The 23,481-nt window shown below is 69.1% G+C and carries 21 protein-coding genes; 7 read left to right on the top strand and 14 right to left on the bottom strand.

Translation table 11 applies throughout. The annotated features are described in order from the left end of the window. Positions 1-70 precede the first annotated feature (70 nt). From FKR81_RS10455 to FKR81_RS10435, 5 genes are all read right to left on the bottom strand, one after another. A complete protein-coding gene (locus tag FKR81_RS10455) occupies positions 71-1,066 on the bottom strand; it encodes an LCP family protein (RefSeq protein ID WP_146350765.1) in 996 nt (331 codons plus the stop codon). Beyond that, positions 1,066-1,569 (bottom strand): SigE family RNA polymerase sigma factor, encoded by a 504-nt coding sequence (locus tag FKR81_RS10450; RefSeq protein WP_146350764.1) that lies wholly within the window; start codon positions 1,567-1,569, stop codon positions 1,066-1,068. Before FKR81_RS10450 ends, FKR81_RS10455 begins: the two co-directional genes overlap by 1 nt. An 81-nt stretch (positions 1,570-1,650) precedes the next feature. Continuing rightward, positions 1,651-2,793 (bottom strand): pyridoxal phosphate-dependent aminotransferase, encoded by a 1,143-nt coding sequence (locus tag FKR81_RS10445; RefSeq protein WP_146350763.1) that lies wholly within the window; start codon positions 2,791-2,793, stop codon positions 1,651-1,653. 10 nt (positions 2,794-2,803) lie between these two features. Continuing rightward, positions 2,804-4,378 carry a solute symporter family protein gene (locus FKR81_RS10440; RefSeq protein WP_146350762.1) on the bottom strand — a complete coding sequence of 525 codons (1,575 nt, stop codon included), beginning with the start codon at positions 4,376-4,378 and terminating at the stop codon, positions 2,804-2,806. Positions 4,379-4,401: 23 nt separating this feature from the next. After that, entirely contained in the window at positions 4,402-4,818 is a 417-nt protein-coding gene (locus FKR81_RS10435) for a DUF485 domain-containing protein (protein ID WP_146350761.1), read from the bottom strand. A gap of 241 nt (positions 4,819-5,059) precedes the next feature. On the opposite strand from FKR81_RS10435, the gene FKR81_RS10430 reads away from it, so the two are divergent. From FKR81_RS10430 to FKR81_RS10415, 5 genes are read left to right on the top strand one after another with little or no spacing between them, the layout of a single operon-like run. Next, complete coding sequence (locus FKR81_RS10430) at positions 5,060-6,484, top strand: OFA family MFS transporter (RefSeq protein ID WP_146350760.1); 1,425 nt, start codon at positions 5,060-5,062, stop codon at positions 6,482-6,484. Then, positions 6,481-6,588 carry an MFS transporter small subunit gene (locus tag FKR81_RS46235; protein WP_456319412.1) on the top strand — a complete coding sequence of 36 codons (108 nt, stop codon included), beginning with the start codon at positions 6,481-6,483 and terminating at the stop codon, positions 6,586-6,588. Before FKR81_RS10430 ends, FKR81_RS46235 begins: the two co-directional genes overlap by 4 nt. A gap of 2 nt (positions 6,589-6,590) precedes the next feature. After that, the gene (locus FKR81_RS10425) at positions 6,591-8,687 is read left to right on the top strand and encodes a sensor histidine kinase (protein ID WP_146350759.1); all 2,097 of its coding nucleotides are present in this window, start codon (positions 6,591-6,593) and stop codon (positions 8,685-8,687) included. Next, complete coding sequence (locus FKR81_RS10420; protein WP_146350758.1) at positions 8,684-9,088, top strand: roadblock/LC7 domain-containing protein; 405 nt, start codon at positions 8,684-8,686, stop codon at positions 9,086-9,088. The genes FKR81_RS10425 and FKR81_RS10420 overlap by 4 nt, the downstream gene beginning before the upstream one ends. Positions 9,089-9,091: 3 nt before the next feature. Then, complete coding sequence (locus tag FKR81_RS10415; protein WP_146350757.1) at positions 9,092-9,631, top strand: DUF742 domain-containing protein; 540 nt, start codon at positions 9,092-9,094, stop codon at positions 9,629-9,631. Between the two features lie 26 nt (positions 9,632-9,657). Here FKR81_RS10415 and FKR81_RS10410 read toward each other — a convergent pair whose 3' ends face one another. The 5 genes from FKR81_RS10410 to FKR81_RS10390 are packed head-to-tail and all read right to left on the bottom strand — an operon-like array spanning position 9,658 to position 14,429. Next, positions 9,658-10,257, bottom strand: coding sequence for a hypothetical protein (locus FKR81_RS10410; protein ID WP_146350756.1), 600 nt, complete (start codon positions 10,255-10,257; stop codon positions 9,658-9,660). Continuing rightward, a complete protein-coding gene (locus FKR81_RS10405) occupies positions 10,257-10,814 on the bottom strand; it encodes a TetR/AcrR family transcriptional regulator (RefSeq protein WP_186762895.1) in 558 nt (185 codons plus the stop codon). The genes FKR81_RS10410 and FKR81_RS10405 overlap by 1 nt, the downstream gene beginning before the upstream one ends. A 49-nt stretch (positions 10,815-10,863) precedes the next feature. Beyond that, complete coding sequence (locus tag FKR81_RS10400; protein ID WP_146350754.1) at positions 10,864-11,868, bottom strand: catalase family protein; 1,005 nt, start codon at positions 11,866-11,868, stop codon at positions 10,864-10,866. After that, positions 11,865-12,635: a polyketide synthase dehydratase domain-containing protein gene (locus FKR81_RS10395; protein WP_186762894.1), complete on the bottom strand. Its 771-nt coding sequence runs from the start codon at positions 12,633-12,635 to the stop codon at positions 11,865-11,867. Before FKR81_RS10395 ends, FKR81_RS10400 begins: the two co-directional genes overlap by 4 nt. A gap of 57 nt (positions 12,636-12,692) precedes the next feature. After that, entirely contained in the window at positions 12,693-14,429 is a 1,737-nt protein-coding gene (locus FKR81_RS10390) for an alpha-L-fucosidase (protein ID WP_146350752.1), read from the bottom strand. Positions 14,430-14,879: 450 nt separating this feature from the next. Here FKR81_RS10390 and FKR81_RS10385 point away from each other — a divergent pair, with 450 nt between their 5' ends. Next, positions 14,880-15,254 carry a VOC family protein gene (locus FKR81_RS10385; RefSeq protein WP_146350751.1) on the top strand — a complete coding sequence of 125 codons (375 nt, stop codon included), beginning with the start codon at positions 14,880-14,882 and terminating at the stop codon, positions 15,252-15,254. A gap of 758 nt (positions 15,255-16,012) precedes the next feature. On the opposite strand, the gene FKR81_RS10380 is transcribed toward FKR81_RS10385, so the two are convergent. The 3 genes from FKR81_RS10380 to FKR81_RS10370 all read right to left on the bottom strand — a co-directional run bounded on the left by FKR81_RS10380 (position 16,013) and on the right by FKR81_RS10370 (position 20,346). After that, the gene (locus tag FKR81_RS10380) at positions 16,013-18,412 is read right to left on the bottom strand and encodes an ATP-binding protein (protein WP_186762893.1); all 2,400 of its coding nucleotides are present in this window, start codon (positions 18,410-18,412) and stop codon (positions 16,013-16,015) included. A gap of 195 nt (positions 18,413-18,607) precedes the next feature. Continuing rightward, complete coding sequence (locus FKR81_RS10375; protein ID WP_146350749.1) at positions 18,608-19,759, bottom strand: FAD-dependent oxidoreductase; 1,152 nt, start codon at positions 19,757-19,759, stop codon at positions 18,608-18,610. Beyond that, entirely contained in the window at positions 19,756-20,346 is a 591-nt protein-coding gene (locus FKR81_RS10370; protein ID WP_146350748.1) for a PadR family transcriptional regulator, read from the bottom strand. The genes FKR81_RS10375 and FKR81_RS10370 overlap by 4 nt, the downstream gene beginning before the upstream one ends. Before the next feature lie 170 nt (positions 20,347-20,516). On the opposite strand from FKR81_RS10370, the gene FKR81_RS10365 reads away from it, so the two are divergent. Then, positions 20,517-22,787: a terpene synthase family protein gene (locus FKR81_RS10365; protein ID WP_146350747.1), complete on the top strand. Its 2,271-nt coding sequence runs from the start codon at positions 20,517-20,519 to the stop codon at positions 22,785-22,787. Here FKR81_RS10365 and FKR81_RS10360 read toward each other — a convergent pair. After that, positions 22,784-23,344, bottom strand: coding sequence for a copper resistance CopC family protein (locus FKR81_RS10360; protein WP_146350746.1), 561 nt, complete (start codon positions 23,342-23,344; stop codon positions 22,784-22,786). The genes FKR81_RS10365 and FKR81_RS10360 overlap by 4 nt on opposite strands. Positions 23,345-23,481: the final 137 nt, after the last annotated feature.

The following is a 23,481-nucleotide window of genomic DNA, read 5'->3' as shown; positions in this document are numbered from 1 at the left end:
CTTTACCCACGTGGTGCTGGGTGGGCAAGGCCACCCAGCACCCGTTGCGCAAGATCCTTTCCGGTGACTTTCAGCTCACGCAGGCAGTGGTCTTCCCCGGTGTGCCGCCCGTCGGCGCGCCCTCGGCCGGGAACTTCGCGACGAACTCGCGGACCGCGGTCAGGTCGAGCGGCAGGCCCGGCGTCTCGTTCGACGGCGTGCCGACCGGGATCGTCCCCATGCGCACCGCGCTGCCCGGAGTCATTCGCTTCACGAATGCCAGCACGTCCCACCCGCTGTCGACGCGGACGTGCGGGCCGACCGCACGCACCAGGTCGTCGAGCTTGTCCGGGCTGCGCACCAGCTTCGCGGCGACCGACGCGAGGAAGGCCTGCTGCCGCGCGACCCGGTCGAGGTCGCCCTTGTCGAGCCCGAACCGCTGCCGCAGGAACGCCAGCGCCTGGTCACCGGACAGCGTCTGCTCGCCGGCCGGGAGATCCACACCGGAGTAATGGTCGCGCGCGGGCTTCGTCAGGCAGACGTCCACACCGCCCAGCGCGGACGCGACCTGTCCGAAGCTCGACATCTTCACCGCCGCGTAGTGGTCGATCTTCGTGCCGGTGACCTGCTCGACCGTCTTCACCAGGCTCCGCGCACCGGCTTCGTCCGGGTCCTCGCCCTTCGCCTCCTGGTGCGCGATCGCGTACGCGGCGTTCAGCCTGTTCAGCCCGTGGCCTTCGACGTCCACCAGCGAGTCGCGCGGCAACGACACCGCGCTGAGCTCCCCGTCGGCGCCGACCCGCGCCAGCACGATCGCGTCGGCGTGCGCGTGGTCGTCGAGCCCGATCAGCAACGCGGTCTGCGGGGTGCCCGCCGGGGGAGCGGCGTTGTTCACCGTCGGTGTGGTGCGAGGGACGATCAGCGCCACGGCGATCGCGACGGCGGCCGCGGTCGCGCCCGCCGCGATGATCAGCCCGAGCGGGCGGCGGCGCCTGCGGTGCAGCTCGGCCAGCACGGTTCGCGGGTCGACCCGCTCGTCGGCCTCGGCGGCGATGGCCTGCCGGATCAGGTTGTCGAGCTCACTCATCACAGCACCTCCGCGACGGTCCGGGTGGCGTTCGCGCGCAACGTCCGCAGCGCGAGCGAGATGTGGCTGCGGACGGTGCCCTCCGTGCAGCCGAGCACCGCGGCGATCTCCGCGTCGGTGCTGTCCTCGTAGTACCGCAGCACGAGCGCCGCCCGCTGCTTGCGCGGCAGCACCGCGATCCGGGCGCGCATGGCGTCCCGTTCCGCGTGCTGCACGGCCGGGTCGGCGACCGTCGGGCCGATCTCGGCGAGCGCGCTGTGCGACGACGCGATGTCCCGCGCCGCCCTGCGGTGCCGCCACGACAGGTACTCGTTGGTGACGATGCGCTTCACGTACAGGTAGGGCGCGTCCATCGCACCGATGCGGTCCCACCGCTGCTGCGCCTTGAGCAGCGCGTTCTGCACGACGTCCTGTGCCAGGTGCTTGTCGCACGTGATCGCGGTGGCGTACCGCAGTAGCCGATCGAGTCGATCGGCGACGAACTGGTCGTACCCGTCCGGCACGTCGCCCCCTTCCGTTCCTGGTTCACGGTTGCGGACGGGAAACCCTCCGACGACCTCGGAACGTTGAAGGTGTGGCCGGTGTCACAGCGCTCGGCGCAGTCGTTCGCCCAGCAACGCGATCCGTTCCACGGGCTCGTTGCTGAAGACGAACCGGAGGTGCCGGTCGGCGACCTCGCCGCCCCAGCCGCGCATCGGTGTCGCCGCCACCTGCTGCTCCAGCAGCCGTGCGGAGAGCTCGCCGCAGTCGACGCCCATGGCGGCGGTGTCGAGCAGCAACGACCACCCGCCCGCCGCGCTGACCACGGGCAACCCGGCGAGCTGACGCACGGTCTCGTCGCGCCTGCGCTCCCACTCGGCGTTCGCGGCCGCCTGGCCCGAGTCGGGTTCGCCGAGCGCGACGCGGGCACCGACCTGCGCGAAACCGCTCGCCACCAGGCCGTTGTAGATGTGCACGCGGGAGACGTCGTTCACCAGGTCACCCGGTGCGACGACCCACCCGACGCGCCAGGCGATCATGCGCTTCTCCAGCGGGGACCCGATCGTCACGGTCCGGTCCCGCATGCCCGGCAGCGCCGCGGGGTGCCGGAGCGGACGGCCGTCGAACAGGACGCTCTCGAAGTCCGCCCAGTAGAGCAGCCGCACGTCGTGCTCGCGGCAGATCCCGGCGATCGCGTCCCACTCCTCGTCGCTCGCGACCCAGCCGCTCGGGAACGACGGGTTGTTGACGAAGACGACCCTGGTCCGGCCGGTGATCGCCGCGCGCAGCCGGTCGAGGTCCAGCCGCCAGTGGCCGGCGACGACGTGCAACGGGACGAGGCGCGGCACGGCGCCCACGAGGCGGACGCGGTTGAGCATGCCCGCGTACGTCGGGTCGGTGAGGACGACCTCGTCGCCGGGATCGGTCAGGCAGAACAGCGCGTCGAGCATGGCGTCGCCCTGGCCCGAGGTGATGACGATCTCGCGCCGTCCGTCGTAGCGCGGCCCGCCCCGGCGTTCGACGAACGCGGCCACCGCGTCCTTCAGGTCGTCGCGTCCGGTGAAGGGCAGCCAGCTGTTGGCAGCGTCCTCGCCGACCGCCGCCGCGGTCGCCTCGACCACGCCCGCGGGTGGTGCGAGGTCGGTGTCGAGGTTCTCCAGGCGGAGCACGTCCGGGTCGTCACCGGCGGCAGCGGCGACGCGGTCGATGCTGAACCCAGGGATGTCTGCCAGTCGCCGAACGCCCATGGCGTCGTTCCTACAGGCCGGAGCCGACGCCGGTGAAGGCCCTGACCTCCATCTCGGCGGTCTTCCTGGTGTGGGCCTCGCGCTTGCTGAAGATCGTCCCGAGGAACCCGCAGAGGAACGACAGCGGGATCGAGACCAGGCCGGGGTTGCCGAGAGGGAACCACGCGAAGTCCACGTCCGGCAGCAACGACTTGGGCCCGCCGGACACGACCGGCGAGAAGATGATCAGCACCAGGCACGACACCAGGCCGCCGTAGATCGACCACAGCGTGCCGGTGGTGTTGAACCGCCGCCAGAACAGCGAGTACAGGATCGTCGACAGGTTCGCGGACGCGGCGAGCGCCAGTGCCAGCGACACCAGGAACGCGACGTTCTGGCCGTTGGCCGCGATGCCGCCGATGATCGACAGGAAGCCGACGACGATGGCGGTGATGCGGGCGACCCGCACCTCCTTGCGCGGGTCCGCGTTGCCGCGCTTGATCACGCTCGCGTAGACGTCGTGCGCGAAGGACGCGGACGCGGCGAGCGTCAGGCCGGCGACGACGGCGAGGATCGTGGCGAACGCGACGGCCGAGACCACGCCGAGCAGCACCGCGCCGCCGATGTGGAACGCCAGCAGCGGCGCGGCCGAGTTCTCGCCACCGGGCGCGGCCTTGATGACGTCCGTGCCGACCAGCGCCATCGCGCCGAAGCCGATCACCAGCGTGCACAGGTAGAAGGTCACCATCGTCCAGGTCGCCCAGACGACCGAGCGGCGCGCCTCGGCGGCGTTCGGCACCGTGTAGAACCGCATCAGCACGTGCGGCAGCGAGGCGATGCCCAGCACCAGCGACAGCGCGAGCGAGACGAAGTCCAGCTTCGAGATGAACGACTTGCCGTACTGGGCGCCGGGGGAGAGCACGGCCTCACCGAGCTCGTTGTGCTCCGCGCCGGTCTCCATGATCGACGACACGCTGAAGCCGAACTTGCCCAGCAGGAACACGCTCATCAGCGTCACGCACAGCAGCAGGAGCACGGCCTTGATGATCTGCACCCACGTGGTGCCCTTCATGCCGCCGACCAGCACGTAGAACACCATCACCGCGCCGACCACCGCGATCAGCGCGGCCTGGCCGACCTTCGACTCCACGTTGAGCAGCAACGCGATCAGGCCGCCGGCACCCGCCATCTGCGCGATCATGTAGAAGAACGAGATGACCAGCGTCGCGTTGGCCGCGGCGGCGCGGACCGGGCGCTGCTTCATCCGGTAGGCGAGCACGTCGCCGACGGTGAACCGGCCGGTGTTGCGCAGGCGCTCGGCGATCAGCAGCAGGCCGACGAGCCAGGCGACCACCCAGCCGACGGAGTACAGGAAGCCGTCGTAGCCGTGCGCCGCGATGCCGCCCGAGATGCCGAGGAACGACGCGGCGGACAGGAAGTCGCCGGACAGCGCGACCCCGTTCTGCACGCCGTTGAAGCTGCTACCTGCGGCGTAGTAGTCCGACGCCGTCACGTTGCGGCTGCTCGCCCGGTAGACGATGTACAGGGTGATCAGGACGAACACCGCGAAGACGCTGAGGTTCAGCGCCGGGTTGCCGGTCTCCATGGCTTGCGTGGTCTCCGTTGCTTCTAGTCCGGGAGCCCGGCCATGCCCCTGATCACCTTGGTCTGGGGATCGAGCTTGCGCTTGGCGTACCTGGCGTAGGTCAAGGTGATGATGATGGTGGTCACGAACTGGCCCAGTCCGAGCAGGATGCCGACGTTGACCACACCGAAGACGCGGTGGCTCACGAAGTCGTACGCATAAGCGGACAGCAGCACGAACGTCATGTACGAGCAGAGGAACAGCGCGCTCATCGGAAAGACGAACAGAACGAGCCGCCTGCGCAGCAGCCGGAAATCATCGCTGTCGCGGATGAGTTCGAAGTCGGGCTTTCCGTCGGCGTCGACATATGACGGAACATCGGGATCTGCGAACGTCGCGAATCCCGAGTTTTCCTGATGCGCTTGACGCGTTTCGACAGGCGACCACAGCGCCTTCGTCATGAACCCCCACCCCTCGTCGGCGGCGTCCAGGGTAGCGGTAACACGTGTCCAGTCAATGACAGTTAGTCATACCGACAGCTGGCGATCTGTCCGTTTTGGGACAGTCCATTCGTCTCAAATGGACGCATGTGAGGGTGACTCACGAGTAGGTCTTTGCGCAGTCAACAAATAAGAGCATTGTCGGGGGTGCATCTCTGGCCTACGATCGCTCGGTCCACCTAATGGGGAAGGTAGAGATAAAGTGGGTCTGCTGGACCGCTCTAGAACAGTCGCGCACCCCGGATGGAACCGCTGGTTAGTTCCTCCCGCCGCACTCGCGATTCACCTGTCAATTGGACAGGCATACGCGTGGAGTGTGTTCAAGACGCCACTGGAGAAATCGCTCGGGATCTCCGGAACGGCGAGTGCGCTCCCGTTCCAGCTCGGCATCGTGATGCTGGGCCTGTCCGCCGCGCTCGGTGGGACGCTCGTGGAGCGCAAGGGTCCGCGCTGGGCCATGTTCGTGTCGCTGGTGTGCTTCTGCTCCGGCCTGCTGATCTCGGCCGCGGGCGCGTTCACCCAGCAGTACTGGCTGATCGTGTTCGGCTACGGCATCGTCGGCGGCATCGGGCTCGGCATCGGCTACATCTCGCCGGTGTCCACGCTGATCAAGTGGTTCCCCGACCGGCCGGGCATGGCGACCGGCATCGCCATCATGGGTTTCGGTGGTGGCGCGCTGATCGCGTCGCCGTGGTCCTCGCAGATGCTCGCCTCGTTCGGTGCGACCCCTGTCGGCATCGGGCAGACGTTCCTCGTGCACGGCGTGGTCTACGCCGTGTTCATGAGCGTCGGCGTCCTGCTGATCCGCGTGCCCGCGCAGTCCGTCGAGCAGAAGGTGGCGGCGAGCGCGTTCAACGTCTCCGCCCGCAACGCCATCAAGACGCCCCAGTTCTGGTGCCTGTGGGTCGTGCTCTGCTTCAACGTCACGGCGGGCATCGGCATCCTGGAGAAGGCCGCGCCCATGCTGGTCGACTTCTTCAAGAACACGAGCACCCCGATCGCGCTCACCGCGGCGGCCGGTTTCGTCGCGCTGCTCTCCGCGGCGAACATGGCGGGCCGTATCGTTTGGTCGTCCACATCGGACCTGGTGGGACGCAAGAACATCTACCGCCTCTACCTCGGTGTCGGCGCGCTGATGTACCTCACCATCGCACTTGCGGGTGATTCCTCGAAGCTTCTCTTCGTGGTGAGCGCTATGGTGATCCTGTCGTTCTACGGCGGCGGTTTCGCGACGATCCCGGCGTACCTCAAGGACCTCTTCGGCACGTACCAGGTCGGCGCCATCCACGGCAGGCTGCTGACCGCGTGGTCGGTGGCGGGTGTCCTCGGGCCGCTGATCGTCAACGCGATCGCCGACGCGGGCAAGTCGGCCGGCCGCACCGGTCCCGAGTTGTACACCGCCTCGTTCTACATCATGATCACGCTGCTGGTGATCGGCTTCGTCGCCAACGAGCTGATCCGCCCGGTGAACGCGCGGTTCCACGAACCCGCCACCGAGGCCGCCTCGCATGAATCCGGCTCAGGGCCGGTCAAGACGGACGAGGCGACCGCAGCCAAGTGGAACGCCGCGGAGGCGGAAGCCGTGCAGTCCGAAGTGGAGTCGGAAGAAGGCGTGGTGCGCAAGTGAAGTCCCAGAGGTTGTTGCTGCTCGCGGCGTGGACGTGGGTGACCGTGCCGCTGCTGTACGGCCTGTACCGGCTGACCCTGAACGCGGCCAAGCTGTTCTCGTAGAAATGATCCAGAAGATCGTCGACTGGCGAAACTGGCGCCTGCCCGTCAAGTTGGCGGCGGTGCTGGTCGTGCCCGTCACCATCGCGATCGGCGCGGGCGTGCTGCAGATCCAGGGCTACGTCGAGCGCGCCGACTCCTACGCGGCCATGCAACGGCTGGTGAAGCTGCGCTCCGCCCTGCTCCCCGTGCTGAACGGGGTGCAGGCGGAGCGCTGGCTCGCGGCCGAGGGCGGTGCGTCACCGGCGTACACCGGCCAGACCGCGAAGACCGAGGTCGCGCGCACCGCGCTGAGGCAGTCCGTCGACCGCGCGGACGGGCTCGGCGAGGTCGTCACGACCAGGCTCGTCGAGGCGGGCAAGCGGCTCGACGGGCTGCCCGCGTTGCGCGAGCAGGTGCGCACGGGTGAGGTCGACCGGCCGTCCGCCATCGGCGACTACAGCGAGGTCGTCGACGCGCTGCTCGACGTCGACGAGGCGCTGGGCAGCGAGTTCGGCGACGCCGGGTTGTCCCGCACGGCCGTGGCGCTGCACGAGGTCGCGAACGTGCAGGAGCAGGTGCGCCACCAGCAGGCGATCGTGCTGGCCGGGCTCGCCCGCGGCCAGCTGCTCGGTGCCGAGATCAGGACGCTGTACGAGACGAACGTGCGGCTCAAGTACACGAGCGGCAAGTTCGCCGCGCTCGTGACGCCCGCGCAGCTCGACATGTACTGGAAGCGCTTCAACGGCCCGGACATCGAGACCCACAAGAAGCTGCTGGAGACGGCGCTCACCCACCCGGCGCTGGACGAGAAGCCCGCGGGCCTGGCGAAACCGCCGAAGCCCGAGGCGCTGCCGATCTCGCCGGAGGAGTGGAAGCGGGTCTGCGCCTCCACCGCGGCGTCGCTCGACGAGGTCGCGCAGGGTCTGCTCGGCGAGCTGCGCACCGCGGCGGACAAGCTGCGCAACGAGACCAGCGACCAGGCCGGTGGCGCGTCGGTGATCCTGTTCGCCAGCCTGATCGTCGCGATCACCGTCGGCTTCATCATCGGCCGCACGCTGCTGCGGTCGCTGAACACGTTGCGCCGCGCGGCGCTCAACGTCGCGTGGAACCAGCTGCCGAAGGTCGTCTCGACCGGGCGTGCCGAGACGGAGATCGAGCCGGTCCCGGTGCACACCACCGAGGAGCTGGGCGAGCTGGCGCGCGCGTTCGACGCGGTGCACCAGCAGGCCGTCCGCGCGGCGATCGAGCAGGCGGGCCTGCGCGCGAACATGCGCAACATCTTCGTGAACCTCTCCCGGCGCAGCCAGAGCCTCGTCGAGCGGCAGCTGAAGCTCATGGAGGAGCTGGAGAAGTTCGAGGAGGACCCTGAGCAGCTCGCGAACCTGTTCAAGCTGGACCACCTCGCGACCCGGATGCGCCGCAACAACGAGAACCTGATGGTGCTGTCCGGCAGCGACGCCACCCGCAGGTTCACCCGATCGGTTCCTCTTGCGGACGTGCTGCGCGCCGGAGCGCAGGAGATCGAGCAGTACCAACGGGTCGTGGTGCTCGCGACGCCGTCCGTCGACGTGCTCGGCTACGTGGCGGGCGACCTCGTCCGCCTCATCGCCGAACTGCTCGACAACGGCGCCGCGTTCTCCCCGCCGCACACCCAGGTGATGATCGGCGCGCGCGCCGCCGCCGACGGCTCGGTGCAGGTCGAGATCATCGACTCCGGCATCGGCATGAGCCCGGATGACCTGGTGGCGGCCAACGACCGGCTCGCCGCGCACGACGGCGCCGAGGTCCAGGTGTTCCGCGAGATGGGCCTCTTCGTGGTGGGCAGGCTGGCTGCGCGGCACCGCGTTTCGGTGCGGCTGCACCACGCCCCGCACGGCACCGGTGTGCGTGCGGTCGTGGACGTTCCCGCCGAGCTGGTGCCCGTCCGGGAGCAGGGGCCGGAAGAGGAGACCTGGTCGTCGTTCCGCGGTCAAGCCGTGGATGATGGCGCCGTGCGAGGAATGTCGTGGTTCGAGAACAGCGCTCCTGCGACGACAGGGCGGCAAACACCCGAGCAGGCAAGAGGTTTCCTCGTCAACTACCAACGCGGCGTGCAGCAGGGTTTCCAGGAGAGTCGATGACGACGCAGGTCGACCAGTTCGGCTGGCTGATCACCAGCTTCACCGAGCGCGTACCCGGTGTCTCGCACGCCGTCGTGATCTCGGTCGACGGCTTGTTGCTCCTGTCGTCGTCGAAGCTGCCCGAGGACCGCGCGCACCAGTTCGCCGCCATCGCGGCCGGTGTGTCGAGCCTCGCGGAGACGGCTTCCCGTTGCTTCGCAGGCGAGTCCGTCGTGCGCACCGTCGTGCAGATGGAGCGCGGCGTCATGCTGTTGATGTCCATTCGAGACGGTGCGTGCCTTGCCGTTCTCGCGTCCGCTGACAGCGACGTCAGTCAGGTCGCGTACGAGATGACCGTGATCGTCCGGCAGGTCGGCGAGCTGCTGACCCCGGAACTGCGTGCTGAGCTCCATAGGGCGTGACCTGTGAGATTCGACGAAGAAGAGCCCGTCGAGCAGTCGTTCGCCGACCTGCTCAACGGGTTCAGCCTTGACAGCGCACGGATTCGACGGCGTGACGACGCGCCGGAGGAACCGGAGCCGTCACCCGAACCCGCCGACGACGAGCTGCCGGACGACATGTTCGAGACGCAGCAGTTCGACCTGTTCCCGGCGCACCCGGTGGACACGTCGGCGTCGATCGTGCGCGCCTACGCGTGGACCGGTGGCCGCACGAAGTCGGACTACCACCTGGAGATCGAGACGCTGGTCTCGGTGAACGACCGGGCGCAGCTCGCGGCGCTGCAGCCGGAGCACCACGAGGTGCTGGACCTGTGCGGGCAACCCCGTTCGGTCGCCGAGATCGCCGCGCTGCGCGGGCTTCCGCTCGGCGTCGCGCGCGTGCTGCTCGGTGACATGGCCGGTCGCGGGCTGCTCGACGTGCACCTCACGGCGTCGTCGAACGGCGCGGACCGGCCGGACATGGGGCTGCTGGAGCGGGTGCTGACGGGTCTGCGCAAGCTGTGACCGTTGGTCCTTTGTGGACCTGGTGTTCAGCTCGCGGTGACAGGCCGCTTGGCGTCCGCGCGCCAGACGGCCACGGCGAACCCGACGCAGCCCGCGGCCAGCAGCACGCCGTGCGCGATCCGCACGGCCGGTGGCGTGAAGAACTGCGGCAGGAACAGCGCGAAGCCGGCGGCGAACAGCACTGCGCTCCACCGCAGTTCGGTGCGCGCGATCGCCCTGGCGGTGAGGATCGCGCCGACCGCGATGAGCAGCAGGCCGATCGAGAACGTCGTGACCGCGACCGTGCCGTACCGGAAGTCCTCGACGATGGCGAGCAGGTCGGACTGGTTCTTCGCCGCGGCGTTCAGCGCGAAGTCCTCGGCGCCGTAGTAGGGGAGCGTCAGGCCGACGCCGACCCAGAACGTCACGAGCGCCGCGCCGGTGACCCGGATGGCGAGCAGTGCCAGCGGCACCAGGATGAACCCGAGCATCGCGAAGAGGTGCGATGCGACCCAGGCGTCGGAGCCGATCGCCTTGGTCGCTCCCTCCACAGTGGACTCGTCCTCCCACGGGCGGATGGCGGGGTAGAGCAGGAACAGCACGCCGGCGGCCGCGAGTAACACCGCGCCCATGCGATTCGTTGACATCAGTCTCTCCTCAGGCTCGCCAGGTACATGTCGATGAGCTGCTCGTAGGTGTCGTCCAGCTCCTCCGGCAGGCCGAAACCGCCCGCCGCCTCGATGGACGCGAAGCCGTGCACGACCACCCGCAGGCGCCGCGTGGCGTGGATGGCCGCCGAGCCGGACAGGCCGTACTCGCGCAGCGCCGCGAGCATCACCTCGAGCAGCCGCACCCCCGCTTCGCGCTGCGCCGGGTCGTGCAGCGGATCCACGGGCGCGAGCGGGTAGCGCTTCGGGTGCTCGGCGGCGTACGCGCGGTACTCGCGCATCAGCGCCGCCACCGCGTCGTCGCCGCTGCGGCCCATCGCGGCCGAGCTGAACCGCGCGGTCATCTCGTCGAGTATCCGCACGCCGACCAGCTTCTGGAGGTCCGCGAGACCGCCGACGTGCTTGTACAGCGACGGCGTCGCGACACCGGTGCGGCTCGCGACGTTCGCCAGCGTCAAGGCGGTCGCGCCCAGCTCGTCCACGACGGCCAGCGCGGCGTCCACGACGGCGGACGTCGACAACGCCGGCCTAGCCACGGCTATCTCCCATAGCCGAAAAGCTAATGCCATTAGCCTGCGGTGTCAACTACGTGATTCGGGCCGAGGACGCCAGGTGGTAGACGAGTGCGCGGAGGTGGTTGAGCGAGGCGTTCTCGTGCGGGGACCTGGCCAGTGCGATGCCCAGCTCGGGCGGGGCGGTCGCGGGGCTGAACCGCAGTGGCTCCACCAGCTCGTCGTCCATCAGCCGGTCCAGGGAGAACTCCGCGAGGTCGCGCCAGCGCTCCGGCCACGGGCGGGTCGCGTCGAGCGCGGCGTCGCCGTCCTCGCCGGGGTGCAGCTGGACCTGGAGCAGACCCTGCACCGGTGCGGTGAGCACCCGGTAGCGCAGGTCGTCGTGCAGGTACGAGCGCGGGCGCCGGTCGTCGGGGTCGCGCGACAGCGTGTTCGGCGGGTGCGGCGGCATCCACATGCCCGCCGGGCTCACCGCGCTGCGGTCCTGCGACCCGCCCTGGCCGGGGCCGGGCAGCACCCGGTAGCGCGCGAACGACAGCGCGCCCGCGGTGTCGACGAAGCACGTCGGTGCCTGCGAGTAGTAGCGGTAGGTGGTGAACGACGTCGGCCTGCGGACGCTGCGCCAGATGACGTCGCGGTAGTGCGGGTTGCGGCGCAGCAGGTCGTCGCGCTCCGGGCCGTCGTGCTGCGCGCGCCGGAACGCGTCCGCCGTGGGCACGTAGAAGCACTCGCCGGTGTTGAGCGGCAGGTCGAGCAGGCCGTCGGTCGTCCGCGCGTTCTCCACCAGGCGCAGGGTCAGCCCGCGCACGGCCGGTGCGATGTCGTCGGTGCCGTACCCGTTGGCGTACCTGGCGATGACGTCGAACCGCCTGCCGGGGCGGAAGAAGCCGTGCTCGGGGAGGTCCGGGTCCTCCAGCACGCGGATGCCGCCGCGCAGCGTCGTCGAGCGGGAGTGGAAGAACCTCCGCCTGCTCACCACGCTGGCCCGCACCATGGGCAGCATCGAGGTGAGCACCTCGCGGAACTCGGTGTCGACGTCGCGCAGCTGCGGGTCGTCGCAACCCTTGGAGATCATCATCGGGTTGCTCCGTCTGGCCGGGCGATCAGGGACACACCAACGAGCTCGAGGCGCGGCACGCCGTCGACGCCCACAAAACCGATGTCGCACTCGGCGGACAGCGCGTCGGCCCGGCGCCTGCGCACGAAGCCGCGCACCGGCCCGGGGAACGGGCCCGGCCGGTGCACGCGGAACTCGCGGACGGACATCGGCAGCGTCGCGGCGCCGATGACCTGCTCGGCCCACAGCACGGCCAGCTGGATGCCGCCGTCGACCGCGGGCGGGTCGGTGTGCCAGCCGTCGTCCGGCCAGCCGAGCTCGCGGAGGCCGACGACGACACCGACCGCGCCCGTCGGCGACAGGCCGTGGAACCGTTTGATGGAGCGGAAAGCAGGCCCGTGGAAGAGGACGTTGCCGTCGTAGGTGTTGAGCCGCGGCGGCGGGCGCAGGCCGGACGGCACCGTCCACGGCGCACTCGGTTCCAGCGCCTCGTTGCGCGTCACCGACGCGCGGTAGTGCGGGAGCCCGTTGTCGTCGACCAGGGTCAGCCCCAGGTCGGGGCCGGTGACCTCGCGGCGCACCGCGTACCGGTCACCGGCCGCGCGGAACCCGGTGAGCGAGATCTTGCGCAGCACGTTCGTTCTGCGCAGCACCAGCGGCTTCGGCCGGTCGGCCGCCGCGGCCGCGAACCACTCCAGCACCAGCGCCACCGGCACGACCGGCGTCCCGCCGATCTCGTGGTCGGCGAGGTAGGGGTGGGACGCCGCGCGGAGCAGGATCGATGTCACGAGCACCGAGGGTCGTGATCACCGATCCCGTTCCACTTCCGTCTCGCTCCCCGCGTCTCACATGGGATAGAGCTGCGTGGCGGGGATGACGTGCTGCTGGCGGTTCGGGTTGGACCACAACAGCTTCAGATACGCCTCACCGGTGCGTTCGGTGTAGTCGACCCGGATCGAGTACCTCTTGCCCGCCTGCAGGGTGACGGTGCCCTTGTCGAGCTTCGGGCCGTGCGGCGTGGTGTTGTCGATGACGACCTTGCCGTCGACCCACACCTTCACCGTCTCGTCGGACACCGTCAGGAACGTGTGCTCGCCGGTGAACTGCGGCTGCACGAACCCCGTCCAGCGCGCGGCGAAGTTGTCCGTGCCGACGCCCTGCGGCGAACCACCTTGGCGCCAGGCGAAGTTGAGCGTGGGCTCGGTCTTCGTGGTGGCGGGCTTGCCGGTGAAGTCCGGGTTCTTCCAGTACTGGGCCTTCAGTCCGATGCCGTGTCCGACTTGGGCCTTGGGTGCGGTGATGGTCAGCTCGACCACGGTCGCAACCGGGTTGGTGGCGGCGCCCTTGGGGCTGATGTCGTAGCCGTCGCCCGCCTTCTGCCACGTCACCTCCTGGTCGCTGCCGAGCACCTTCGCGCCGGTGATGCCGAAGTTGTCCTTGGCGGTCAGGTGCAGCTTCGGCCCCCAGTCGTAGACCGAGAGGTAGAGCTTGTCGCCCTTGCGGCTGACCGCGCCCCACGCGGGGTCCGCGACGAGTCCGGTGAGCGCCGTGCCGTACACGGCCTGGTGCTGCCCGTTGGCGCGCAACCAGTCGCCGACGCCGCGCAGGCTGTTCGCGGCCCCTTCGGGGATGACACCGGTGTTGTCCGGCCCGACGTTCTGCAGCAGGTTGCCGTCACGGCCGACGATGTCGGTCAGGAAGCGGGTGAGCTGGCTCGCCGGCTTGAACGCCGTGTCGTAGCGGGCCCAGCCCCAGCGGTTGCTGGTGGTCACGCACGACTCCCAGAGCGTGCCCTCGATCGGTGCAGCCGGGATGTTCTGGTGGCGTTCGGGCGTCTCGTGGTCACCGTCGACGAACCGGCTCTTGCCGACCCGGTCGTTGATGATCAGGTTGGGGTCGAGCTTCCTGAGGTAGTCCTGCAGGTCCTCGCCGTCCTTGAGCGTCCACCACTCCCGCGCGTGGCCGTCGAACCACAGCGTCGCCGGGTGGTAGTTCCGCACCAGCTCGGTCAGCTGCTCGCGCATCGTCTTCTTGTACGCGGCCGCGTCGCCTGCCGTGCCGGGGTCGTGCCAGTCGGTGATCGAGTAGTAGAGCCCGAACCTGATGTCCTTCTTGTCGGCCTCCCGCTTCAGCTCGGCGAGGACGTCGCGGTTGCGGTCGAACGAGGAGTGGTCGCGCAGGTTCCACTTGTTCGTCTTGGTCGGCCACATCGCGTACCCGTCGTGGTGCTTGGCGGTGAAGACGACGTACCGCTGCCCCGCGTCCTTCGCGAGCTGCGTGATCGCACCCGCGTCGAACTTCGCCGGGTTGAACTTCTTAGCGCCCGCCTCGTACTCGGCCCACGGGATCTCGCACCGGAGCTGGATCCACTCGGCGTCCTGGCAGACCGTGCCGTCCTTGCGCGTGTACTCGCCACCCCAGTACGCGTAGGTGCCGAAGTGGATGAACATGCCGAACTTCGCGTCCCGCCACCACTGCGTGCGCGGCGAGGTGAACGCGTCGTCCGCCGGGGTACTGGGTGCCGCTGTTGCCGGTGCCGCCATCGCCGCGACTAGAGCGAGTACTGCCGCCACTGCCCGCATAGACCCTCCCGTTGGGGTGCTCGCTGGCGACGGCAAGCGGCAGTCTAGCGACAGACATCGGATGTAACTGCCCTCATTCGGGTTGGTCTGCCGTTCTGAGGGCTCAAAGATAGGATCATTGGCTACATAGTGTTGGAATGGGTCAATTTGCCGATGCGGGTGGACTCTCACTTGGTTGAACCTGTGGACCGGCACGCAACCCGTGTCGAGCGGACACCACGAACGAGGTGAGTCGCCCAGCCCGGTCAGACCGTCAGCCGACCAGGGCCGGGAGACGATGGTGTCTGGCCGAGGTGATGGCCGCGGTCACGGGGGAGTGGCCGCGGATTCGTCAGGCACCGCCTCGACCGTGGCGTCCGCGTGCTGGAGGTGCAATCAGGCGGGTTCACCGTGGTCCGCCGCCACGGTGAGCCCGCCTGGCACCGTTCTCCCTGTCGAAGGCGGTGTGGCATGGCGGCTGGATCGGCCAACCTGGCCATGATCGGTATCGGCTGTGCTGAGCCCAAAGCCCTGGCGGACTTCTACCACCAGGTACTCGGCTGGCAGATCATGGACGCCGACGACGACCACGCGACCATCAAGGGCGACGGCGTCCCCATAGTCTTCTGGCGCGTGGACGGAGTCCCCCCGCGCTGGCCCGACCCGGACTCACCCAAGCAGTTCCACCTGAACCTGACGGCCGACGACCTGGACGAGGCCGAGGCCCGGTGCGTGAAGCTGGGCGCCACCAAGCCGGACTTCCAACCCGGCGACGCGTGGCGGGTGTTGATCGACCCCGCCGGTTATCCGTTCTGCATCAGCACTGCGCGAAGGAGTGCCAAGTGAGGTCCGTGCGCATCACCTGAGGGATTTGAGCCGCACCACCGGGGCATCGGGCCCCAGCGTGCCAGCCCACGCCGGGGCCCGATGCCGCATCTCCATGTTCTGGTGCCGCCTGGGCACGGGGTTGGCCTGGGCGGCACCGTTGTGCGCGCGGGGTGTGTCCGTGGCCGCTCGCCATCGGGGTTCCCAGGTGTGGCCGAGGTGTTTGCCCGGTTCTGGGCGCTCCCGGCCTCGGGTTCGGGGCTTCGCCGTGGGCAGGGATGCCCCAACCTGACCGTGGTTTCGGCGTGTCGACGTGTCCGGTCGCTCGCTGGGGCTGGGGCACGCTCACGCAGGCGTCCCCTGGCAGTGAGAACCCCCCGATCGATGGTCTCAGCCAGCACCGACAATCCCCGGCCCCGCAGGCACGCAAGCCGAGAACGCGCGAGCGAAGCGACGCCAGCACACCCGGCGACCCACCACGATCCGGCAGGCACCAAGAGAGCCCAGCGAGAACCGGCAGGTACCAAAAGAAAGGAGCGCCCGCCGCACTCCCAACCCCCGCACTGCCAAGCGGGCGCGGCCCCCGAGCACAAACCGGCGGCCAAATGATCAGAACAAACTTTCCCGGAGGGCAGGGGTGGGGAGGGGCTCGCTGATCAGGCGCAGCCTTGCCATATTTTCAGGGCGGGGTCAAGACGTCTTTTTGTCTTGACCCCGCCCTGAAAATATGGCGACCGTGAGGTGATCAGCGAGAACCTCCCCACCCCACACCAGAAACCTCACGGCCCCCGATACCGATCCCGCTCAACCCGCACGTACTCGTCATAAAGAGCAGGCGCCATCATGTCCCCACCCTCGAGAGCAGCGTCCAACGCCCGCTCAACAGGCCCAGGATCAATGCCGCCACGCTCGAACCGCCGAATCTGCTCGTGATGCCAAGCGGCGAGCGCGAGCCGGTTGGGCAACCCCAACTTGGCCCGAATGTTGACCACGTGCCGATCAGCGGTGCGGGGCGAGATGAACAGCCGCTCCCCGATCTGCTTGCTGGTCAACCCATCGGCGACGAGCCCGGCGATCGTGTACTCCTGCTTGGTCAACCCACCGGGCAGCGCTTGTTTGCCGGACGGCTTGCGCTCTGCGGCGGGCAGCGGTTCGAGTGCGAGCGCGAGCACCTGCTCGGGTCGCAGCGCGGCACCGCGGGCCAGCTCGGCGGTGTACTCGTCGTCCCCGAGTGCCTGCCGGATGCGCCGGTCGATCTTCTCGCGCACGCGGGCCCACGGCCGCAGTCCGGCGAACCGGATGCGGGAGGTGCGTTCCTGGGACCAGTGGCCGCCGAACAACCGCGCGGCGCGCTGGTGGGCGCCGAGCTCGGCGGTGGCGCACGCGAGCAGCCACAGGTTGAACGCGGGGCCCCACGTGTCGCCGATGTCGTGCTGCGTCGCCAATGCCTGTTGCGCCAGCAGGTATGCCTGGTGCGGTTCGCCGTGCAGCAGCTCGAACAGGCCGCGCGTCCACAGCGCCCACGAGCCGGACCACTCGGCGTGGTGCTCTTCGACGGACGTCAGCAGGCCGCGGGTGGAGCGGTCCGCGGTGTCGCGGTCGCCGAGGAAGCAGGCGGACATCGCGTAGAACAGCTCGACCATGTGGGCGTCGCCAGGGGTGTCGCCATCGGCGATCAGCTGGTCGAGCACCACGCGGAACGTGGCCACGCACCCCTTGGCGCGCACCGGGTTCTCCTCGGCCAGGAACTGGTGCGCGGCCTCGGTGTACAGCAGCTGGGGGTCGTGCGGGGCCAGGATGCGGGCCTGGCGCAGGTGCGGTGCGGCGGCCTCGGCGTCGCCCTGCACGAGCAGGATCCACGCGCGGTGGGCGAGGATCGCGGCGGACGGCTGGGCGCGGTAGGCGTTCTCCAGCAGGTCCAGCGTCTGGCCCAGCAGGCCGGCGAACGTGGCGAAGCGGGTGCGGCCCACGTCGATCGCGAGCTGGGCGGCGAACTCGACCTGCGCTGGCTGCGACAGGTAGAACGCGATCGCGACGCGGATGTTCTGCCACTCCTCGCGCAGCGTGCCCATCCAGCGGACCTCGTGCGGCGAGAACCAGTCGCGCGCGGCCTCGGCGATCAGGTCGCGGTAGTGGTCCGCGTGTGCCTGACGCACCGGGACGCGCTCGTCCGGTGCGAGCATGCGAGCGCCGAACTGGGCCACCGTCTCCAGCATGCGGTAGCGGGTGCGGCGGGACACCGGGCTCGGCTCGGCGATCAGGATCGACTTGCGGACCAGGCCGGTCAGCAGGTCCAGCACGTCCTCGCGGTCGATGCCCTCGCCCGTGCACACCGCCTCGGCCGCCGCGCGGCTGAAGTTCGCCGGGAACACCGACAGACGCGACCACAACAACTTCTCGCCAGGACTGCAGTGCGCGGCCGACCACTCGAAGGCGCGCTGCAGCGTCTGGTGGTGCGGCAGGCCCATGTCGTCGCCACCGACCAGCAGCGAGAACCGGCGGTCGACGAGCTGCTCGAGGATGTCGGTCAGCGACAGCTCACCGAGCCGGGCGGCGGCCAGCTCGATGGCGAGCGGCAGGCCGTCCAGCAGGTGGCACAGCTCGGTGATCTCGCCGAGCTGGCTGTCGTCGAGCTCGGCGCCCGTCGCCCCGGCGCGGTCGAGGAACAGCCGCACCGCCTCGCCCTCGGTCACGCCGAGCGGAGGTACGCGGACGATGTGCTCGCCGTAGGTGCCGATGCGTTCGCGGCTGGTCGTGAGCACGGTGAGACCGTCGCACGCGCGCAGCAGGTCGTGGACCAGGTGCTGAGCGGCGGCGAGCAGGTGCTCGCAGTTGTCCAGGATCAGCAGCAGGTGCTTGTCGCGCAACGACTCGATCAGGTGCGCGAGGCCCGCCTCGCGCGAGTTGTCGACGATGTCCAGCGACTGCGCGACGGTGCGCGCCAGCAGACCGGGGTCCTTGAGCCCGGCCAGCGACACCATCCACACACCGTGCCGGTACACACCGGCGTCGCGCGCCTGCCGTCCCAGTTGGACGGCGGCGCGCGTCTTGCCCACTCCACCCGTGCCGGTCAACGTGACCAGCCGCGCCTGACGTAGCCGACCGCCGGTCTCGGCGAGCAGCGTTTCCCGGCCGACGAACGTGGTGGTCTCGGCCGGCAGGTTTCCGCGGCCGCTCATGACCGGCGCCTGATGTGACGGTCTGTCACTGTCATGCGCAGCCATGCGCGAATCATGACTCAGCGATGGGGGCCCATGCCAAACCCTGACGCCGTCGTCATCCGTTCGGGCTACTGGACCGGCGTGTTGGCGTAACGGTGTGTCGGCGCCGGTGTTCGGACAGTGATGCCCTGACCTGGATCTTTCCGTTTCTGGTCAGATCCTGGCATCCCAGTCGATTCGATGGGCCTGCTCTTTGGCGAAGGCCTTTCGGCCGAACGCCCTCAGCATGACCGGCATGACCAGACGCATGATCGCGCCCGCCACCGGGCCCGCCTTCTTGTTGTTGTTCGTGCGCGCGGCACGCGCGGCGATCCTCTCGACGCGCGGCCTGCGCAGGCGCTCGTACGCGGCGAAAGCCTGTGACACGTCCGGGATGTCGCGCAGGCAGCGGGCCAGCTGCACCCCGGACTCCGCGGCGAGCGACGCGCCCTGGCCGGAGCTGGCGCTCGGTGCGTGCGCCGAGTCGCCGACCAGCACCATGCGGCCGCGGTGCCAGCGCGGCACCCGAGGCATGATCTCCATCGGTCCGGCGACGAAGAGCTCGTCGCTGTGCGCGAGCAGCTGCTTGGCCGGCATGTCGTCGCCGTACGCCTCGCGCAGGCGGGCCAGCCAGGTGGCCGCCGGGATCGCACGGGCCTCCGCGAGCGACATCGGTTCCCGCACGGCGAGGTTGTTGAACCAGGCCACCGTGCCGTCCGGCAGCGACCAGTAGCCGAGGAACGAGCTGCCGAACACGAAGTACATGGTCTCGGGCTCGCCGCGCACCCCGCTGCCGATCGCGTACGAGCCGAAGCCCTGCAGGCCGACGTACTCGGGACCGGGCGCGGCCGGGTCGATGATCGTGCGGACCGTCGAGCGGATGCCGTCCGCGCCGACCAGCAGGTCGCCGGTGTCGGCGGTGCCGTCCGAGAACCGCGCCGTGACGGTCCCGCCGGACTCGTCCACACCCACGAGTCGTTTGCCGTGCTCGACCTTGATGCCCTGCGCCGACGCCTGGTCGTGCAGCGCGCGGTAGAGATCGGCGCGCCACACCACGCGGCTCGGTTCCGCGCTGTCGATGCTGCCGAGCGTGCGACCCCTGCTGTCGGCGATCACCATGCGCCGCACGGGTTCGCCGACCAGCTCCTGCCCGAGGCCGACGATGCGCAGCGCGTCCAAGCCGTTGGGGGTGATGTTGAGGATGCCGCCGATGCCGTCCGCGGTCGTCTCGTACGCCTCGTGCACGACCGAGTCGATGCCGGCTTTCCGCAGTGCCAGCGCGGTGACCGGCCCCGCGATGCCGCCCCCGATGATCAGTGCCTTCATGGTTCCCTCCCGAAGTGCTGTTCCCACGAACGGCGGTAGTCCGTTCCCTCGAAGGAGGAGATGAGGCCGGTGACGAACCGGAGCTCCGCGTCCAGCAACGAGATCCGGTACTCCTCCTCGACGAGGAACACCCACTCGACGCCGTCGTCGCCCGCCTTGCCGATGAGCGACCGGGTCTCGCTGATCTCCTTCGCGAGCGCGCCCACCCGGTCGCGCAGCAGCTCCACCGCCTCGGTCGGCGACAGCACCGCGATCAGCGACAGCGCGACCCCGAACTGCGGGTACTCGTGTTGCGGGTCCGAGACGAGCTGGCGCATCCAGTCGTACATCTCGTCGCGCCCGGCGTCGGTGAGCGCGTAGACCGTGCGCTCCGGCCGCTGCGTGTCCTTGACCGTCTCGTGCTCGACGATGAAACCGGCCTTCCGCAGCTGCTCGACCACCATGTAGAGCGAGCCGCGGTTGTACTTGATGTTGCGGTCCTTGCCGGTCTCCTTCAGCTGCTTGCCCAGCTCGTACGGGTGCATCGGCCCCATGACGAGGTGCGCGAGCACCGCCAGCGCCAACGGGTTGGCCACCTTGCGTCGCATCTCACTCCTTAGTCAGCTTCAACTATCCGACTCTGACTAGTCGATGTCAACCATTACGCAGAGTCCTATTGATACGAGCGGATCGTCCGGTCGAGTGGAATAACTGGTGCTTGCGGGTCCTCACCTGATCGCATGCGCCTGTCGTGATCATTTGCAGGAAGGTCAGGGTCATGCCGCAGCCGTTCACGCTGCCTGAGTTCTACGAGCCCCACCCGGCTCGGCTGAACCCGAACCTCGAACGCGCCCGCGTCCACACCAAGGCCTGGGCGTACGAGATGGACATGATCGACGTGCCGCAGCACGGCACGGTCATCTGGACGGAGCACGACCTCGACTCGCACGACTACGCGTTGCTGTGCGCCTACACGCACCCCGACTGCGACGGCGAGATGCTGGACCTGATCACCGACTGGTACGTCTGGGTCTTCTACTTCGACGACCACTTCGTCGAGCTGTACAAGCGCACGAGGGACATCAAGAGCGCCAAGGAGTACCTCGACCGGCTGCCGTTGTTCATGCCGGTGGAGGGTCCGATCAGGGCGACGCCCACGAACCCCGTCGAGAAGGGCCTCGCGGACCTGTGGACCCGCACCGTCGGCTCGCACTCGCTGGACTGGCGGGAGCGCTTCGCCTACAACACGAAGCACCTGCTGGACGAGTCCATGTGGGAGCTCGGCAACATCAGCGAAGGTCGCCTCTCGAACCCGATCGAGTACATCGAGATGCGCCGCAAGGTCGGCGGTGCGCCGTGGTCGGCGAACCTCGTCGAGCACGCCGCGGGCTTCGAGGTGCCGTCGGTGATCGCCGCGTCGCGTCCGCTGGAGGTGCTGCGCGACACGTTCTCCGACGCGGTGCACCTGCGCAACGACCTCTTCTCCTACGAGCGCGAGGTGCTCGACGAGGGGGAGTTGTCGAACGGCGTGCTGGTGTTCGAGAAGTTCCTCGACATCCCCACCCAGCAGGCCGCGGAGGCCGTCAACGACCTGCTCACCTCACGCCTGCACCAGTTCGAGCACACCGCGCTCACCGAGGTGCCGCCGCTGCTCGACGAGAACCTGATCGACCCGGCGGGCCGCGTCGCCGTCCTGGCGTACGTGAAGGGCCTGCAGGACTGGCAGTCCGGTGGCCACGAGTGGCACATGCGGTCCAGCCGGTACATGAACGGTAGCCAGAACAACGGTCACAGCAGCGCTTCAGCCGAGCTCGGCGGCCCGGTCGGCCTCGGCACGTCGGCCGCGCGGATCTTCAAGTCCGTCGTCGCCACGATGCCGCAACGCCTGCGCAGCTTCACGAACCAGCCGTTCACCGACCTCGGCGAGCTGCGCAAGCCGCAGATGTACATGCCGTACCAGCTGACCCTGTCGCCGCACCTCGACGCCTCCCGCGCGCAGACGCTCGCGTGGGGCGAGGAGATGGGCTTCTTCACCGAGGTCCCCGGCCTGTGGGATCGGGACAAGCTCGACGCGTACGACTTCGCGCTGTGCTCGGCCGGCCTGGACCCGGACGCCACGTTGGAGGAGCTGAACCTCTCCGCGAACTGGCTCACCTGGGGCACCTACGGCGACGACTACTACCCGGTCGTCTTCGGCCGCACGCTCAACATGCCGGCCGCCAAGGCCGCGACGCAGCGGATGAAGGACCTGATGTCGGTCGAGCTGGCGAGCCCTGTCGTGCCGTCGTCCGCGCTGGAACGCGGCCTCGCCGACCTCTGGCGCCGCACCGCGACGCCGATGCCGGTGCGGTTCCGCCAGAAGTTCAAGGTGGCCGTGGAGAACATGCTCGACAGCTGGCTGTGGGAGGTGAAGAACCAGCACGAGAACCGCATCCCGGACCCGGTCGACTACGTGGAGATGCGCCGCCAGACCTTCGGCGCCGAGATGACGACCTCGTTGTCCCGGCTCTCGCACGGCACCAGCGTTCCCGACGAGATCTACGAGACGCGGACCATCCAGAACATGGAGAACTCCGCGATCGACTACGCGGCCCTGCTGAACGACGTCTACTCGTTCCGCAAGGAGATCCAGTACGAGGGCGAGGTGCACAACGCGGTGCTCGTGGTGCAGAACTTCCTCGGGGTCGAGGCGCAGCAGGCCATCGACATCGTCAACGACCTGATGACCGCGCGCATGAAGCAGTTCCAGCACACCGTCGACAAGGGGCTGCCGCAGCTCTTCGACGACCACGCGCTGAACGCCGAGGCGCGCGCCACGCTCACCAGGTACGCGACCGAGCTGCAGGACTGGATGGTCGGGATCATGAACTGGCACGAGGAGTGCCGCCGCTACGGCGACGCCGACCTGGTCCGCCACTTCGGCGGCCACACCCCGGCGAACCTGAGCGCGCTGCACGCCCCGTTCGGTGCGGCTCCGTCGGGCACGCCGACGTTCCACAAGCCCAAGGGCCTCGGCACGTCGGCGGCCCGACTCAAGGCGTCGATCTAGCGGCGGCGGGCCACCAGGAAGCCACCGCCGGCGGCGGCGACCACGACCAGGCCGATCACGACCCACACCCACACCGGCAACCCGCTGTCCGAGTCCTGGGCGGCGGGCGCCGGGGTGTTGGACGCGGTTCCGGAGGCCTCGGTGGTCGTCGTGGTCGGTGCGGGCGCCGAGCTGGACGTCGGCGCGGCCACGGGCTTCGACAGCGCGAAGATGATCGAGCCGGACACCGGGTCGCCGTCCTCCGACACGACCTTCCACTTGATCGTGTGCGGGCCCGCCGGGCCGCTGGGCGTCACGGGCACGGTCACGACCGCACCGGCGACGGACGGCGTGCCGATGGTCCAGCTGCCCGTGTCGGACACGACCTGGACGGCGTCGGCGGGCAGCGTGACCGGCTCGGTGAAGGTCAGTTCCAGCTGCTTGGGTGCCTCGTCGAGCACGGCACCGGCCGCGGGATTGCTGCTCTTCAGCTCGGTGTGGGCGCTGGCGGGCGCAGCGCTGAACGCCAGCGCGCCGATTACCAGCAACAGTGAGGTGGCAGTGCGCCGGAGAGTCATGGCAGCGGATGCTACTGGCGGGGCTCCGCCTGCGGGTCGTCCGCGGCGCCGATCGCGTCGTCGACGCTGATCTCCCCGTCGGTCCGGACGTGCTCTTCGCTGTGCGGTGTGCTCATCGGCTTCTCCCGTGGCATCGT

This window comes from Lentzea tibetensis (assembly GCF_007845675.1).
GTDB lineage: Bacteria > Actinomycetota > Actinomycetes > Mycobacteriales > Pseudonocardiaceae > Lentzea > Lentzea tibetensis.
Note: the sequence above shows the minus strand (reverse complement) of the source record. Positions and strands in the feature narration are given on the sequence as shown.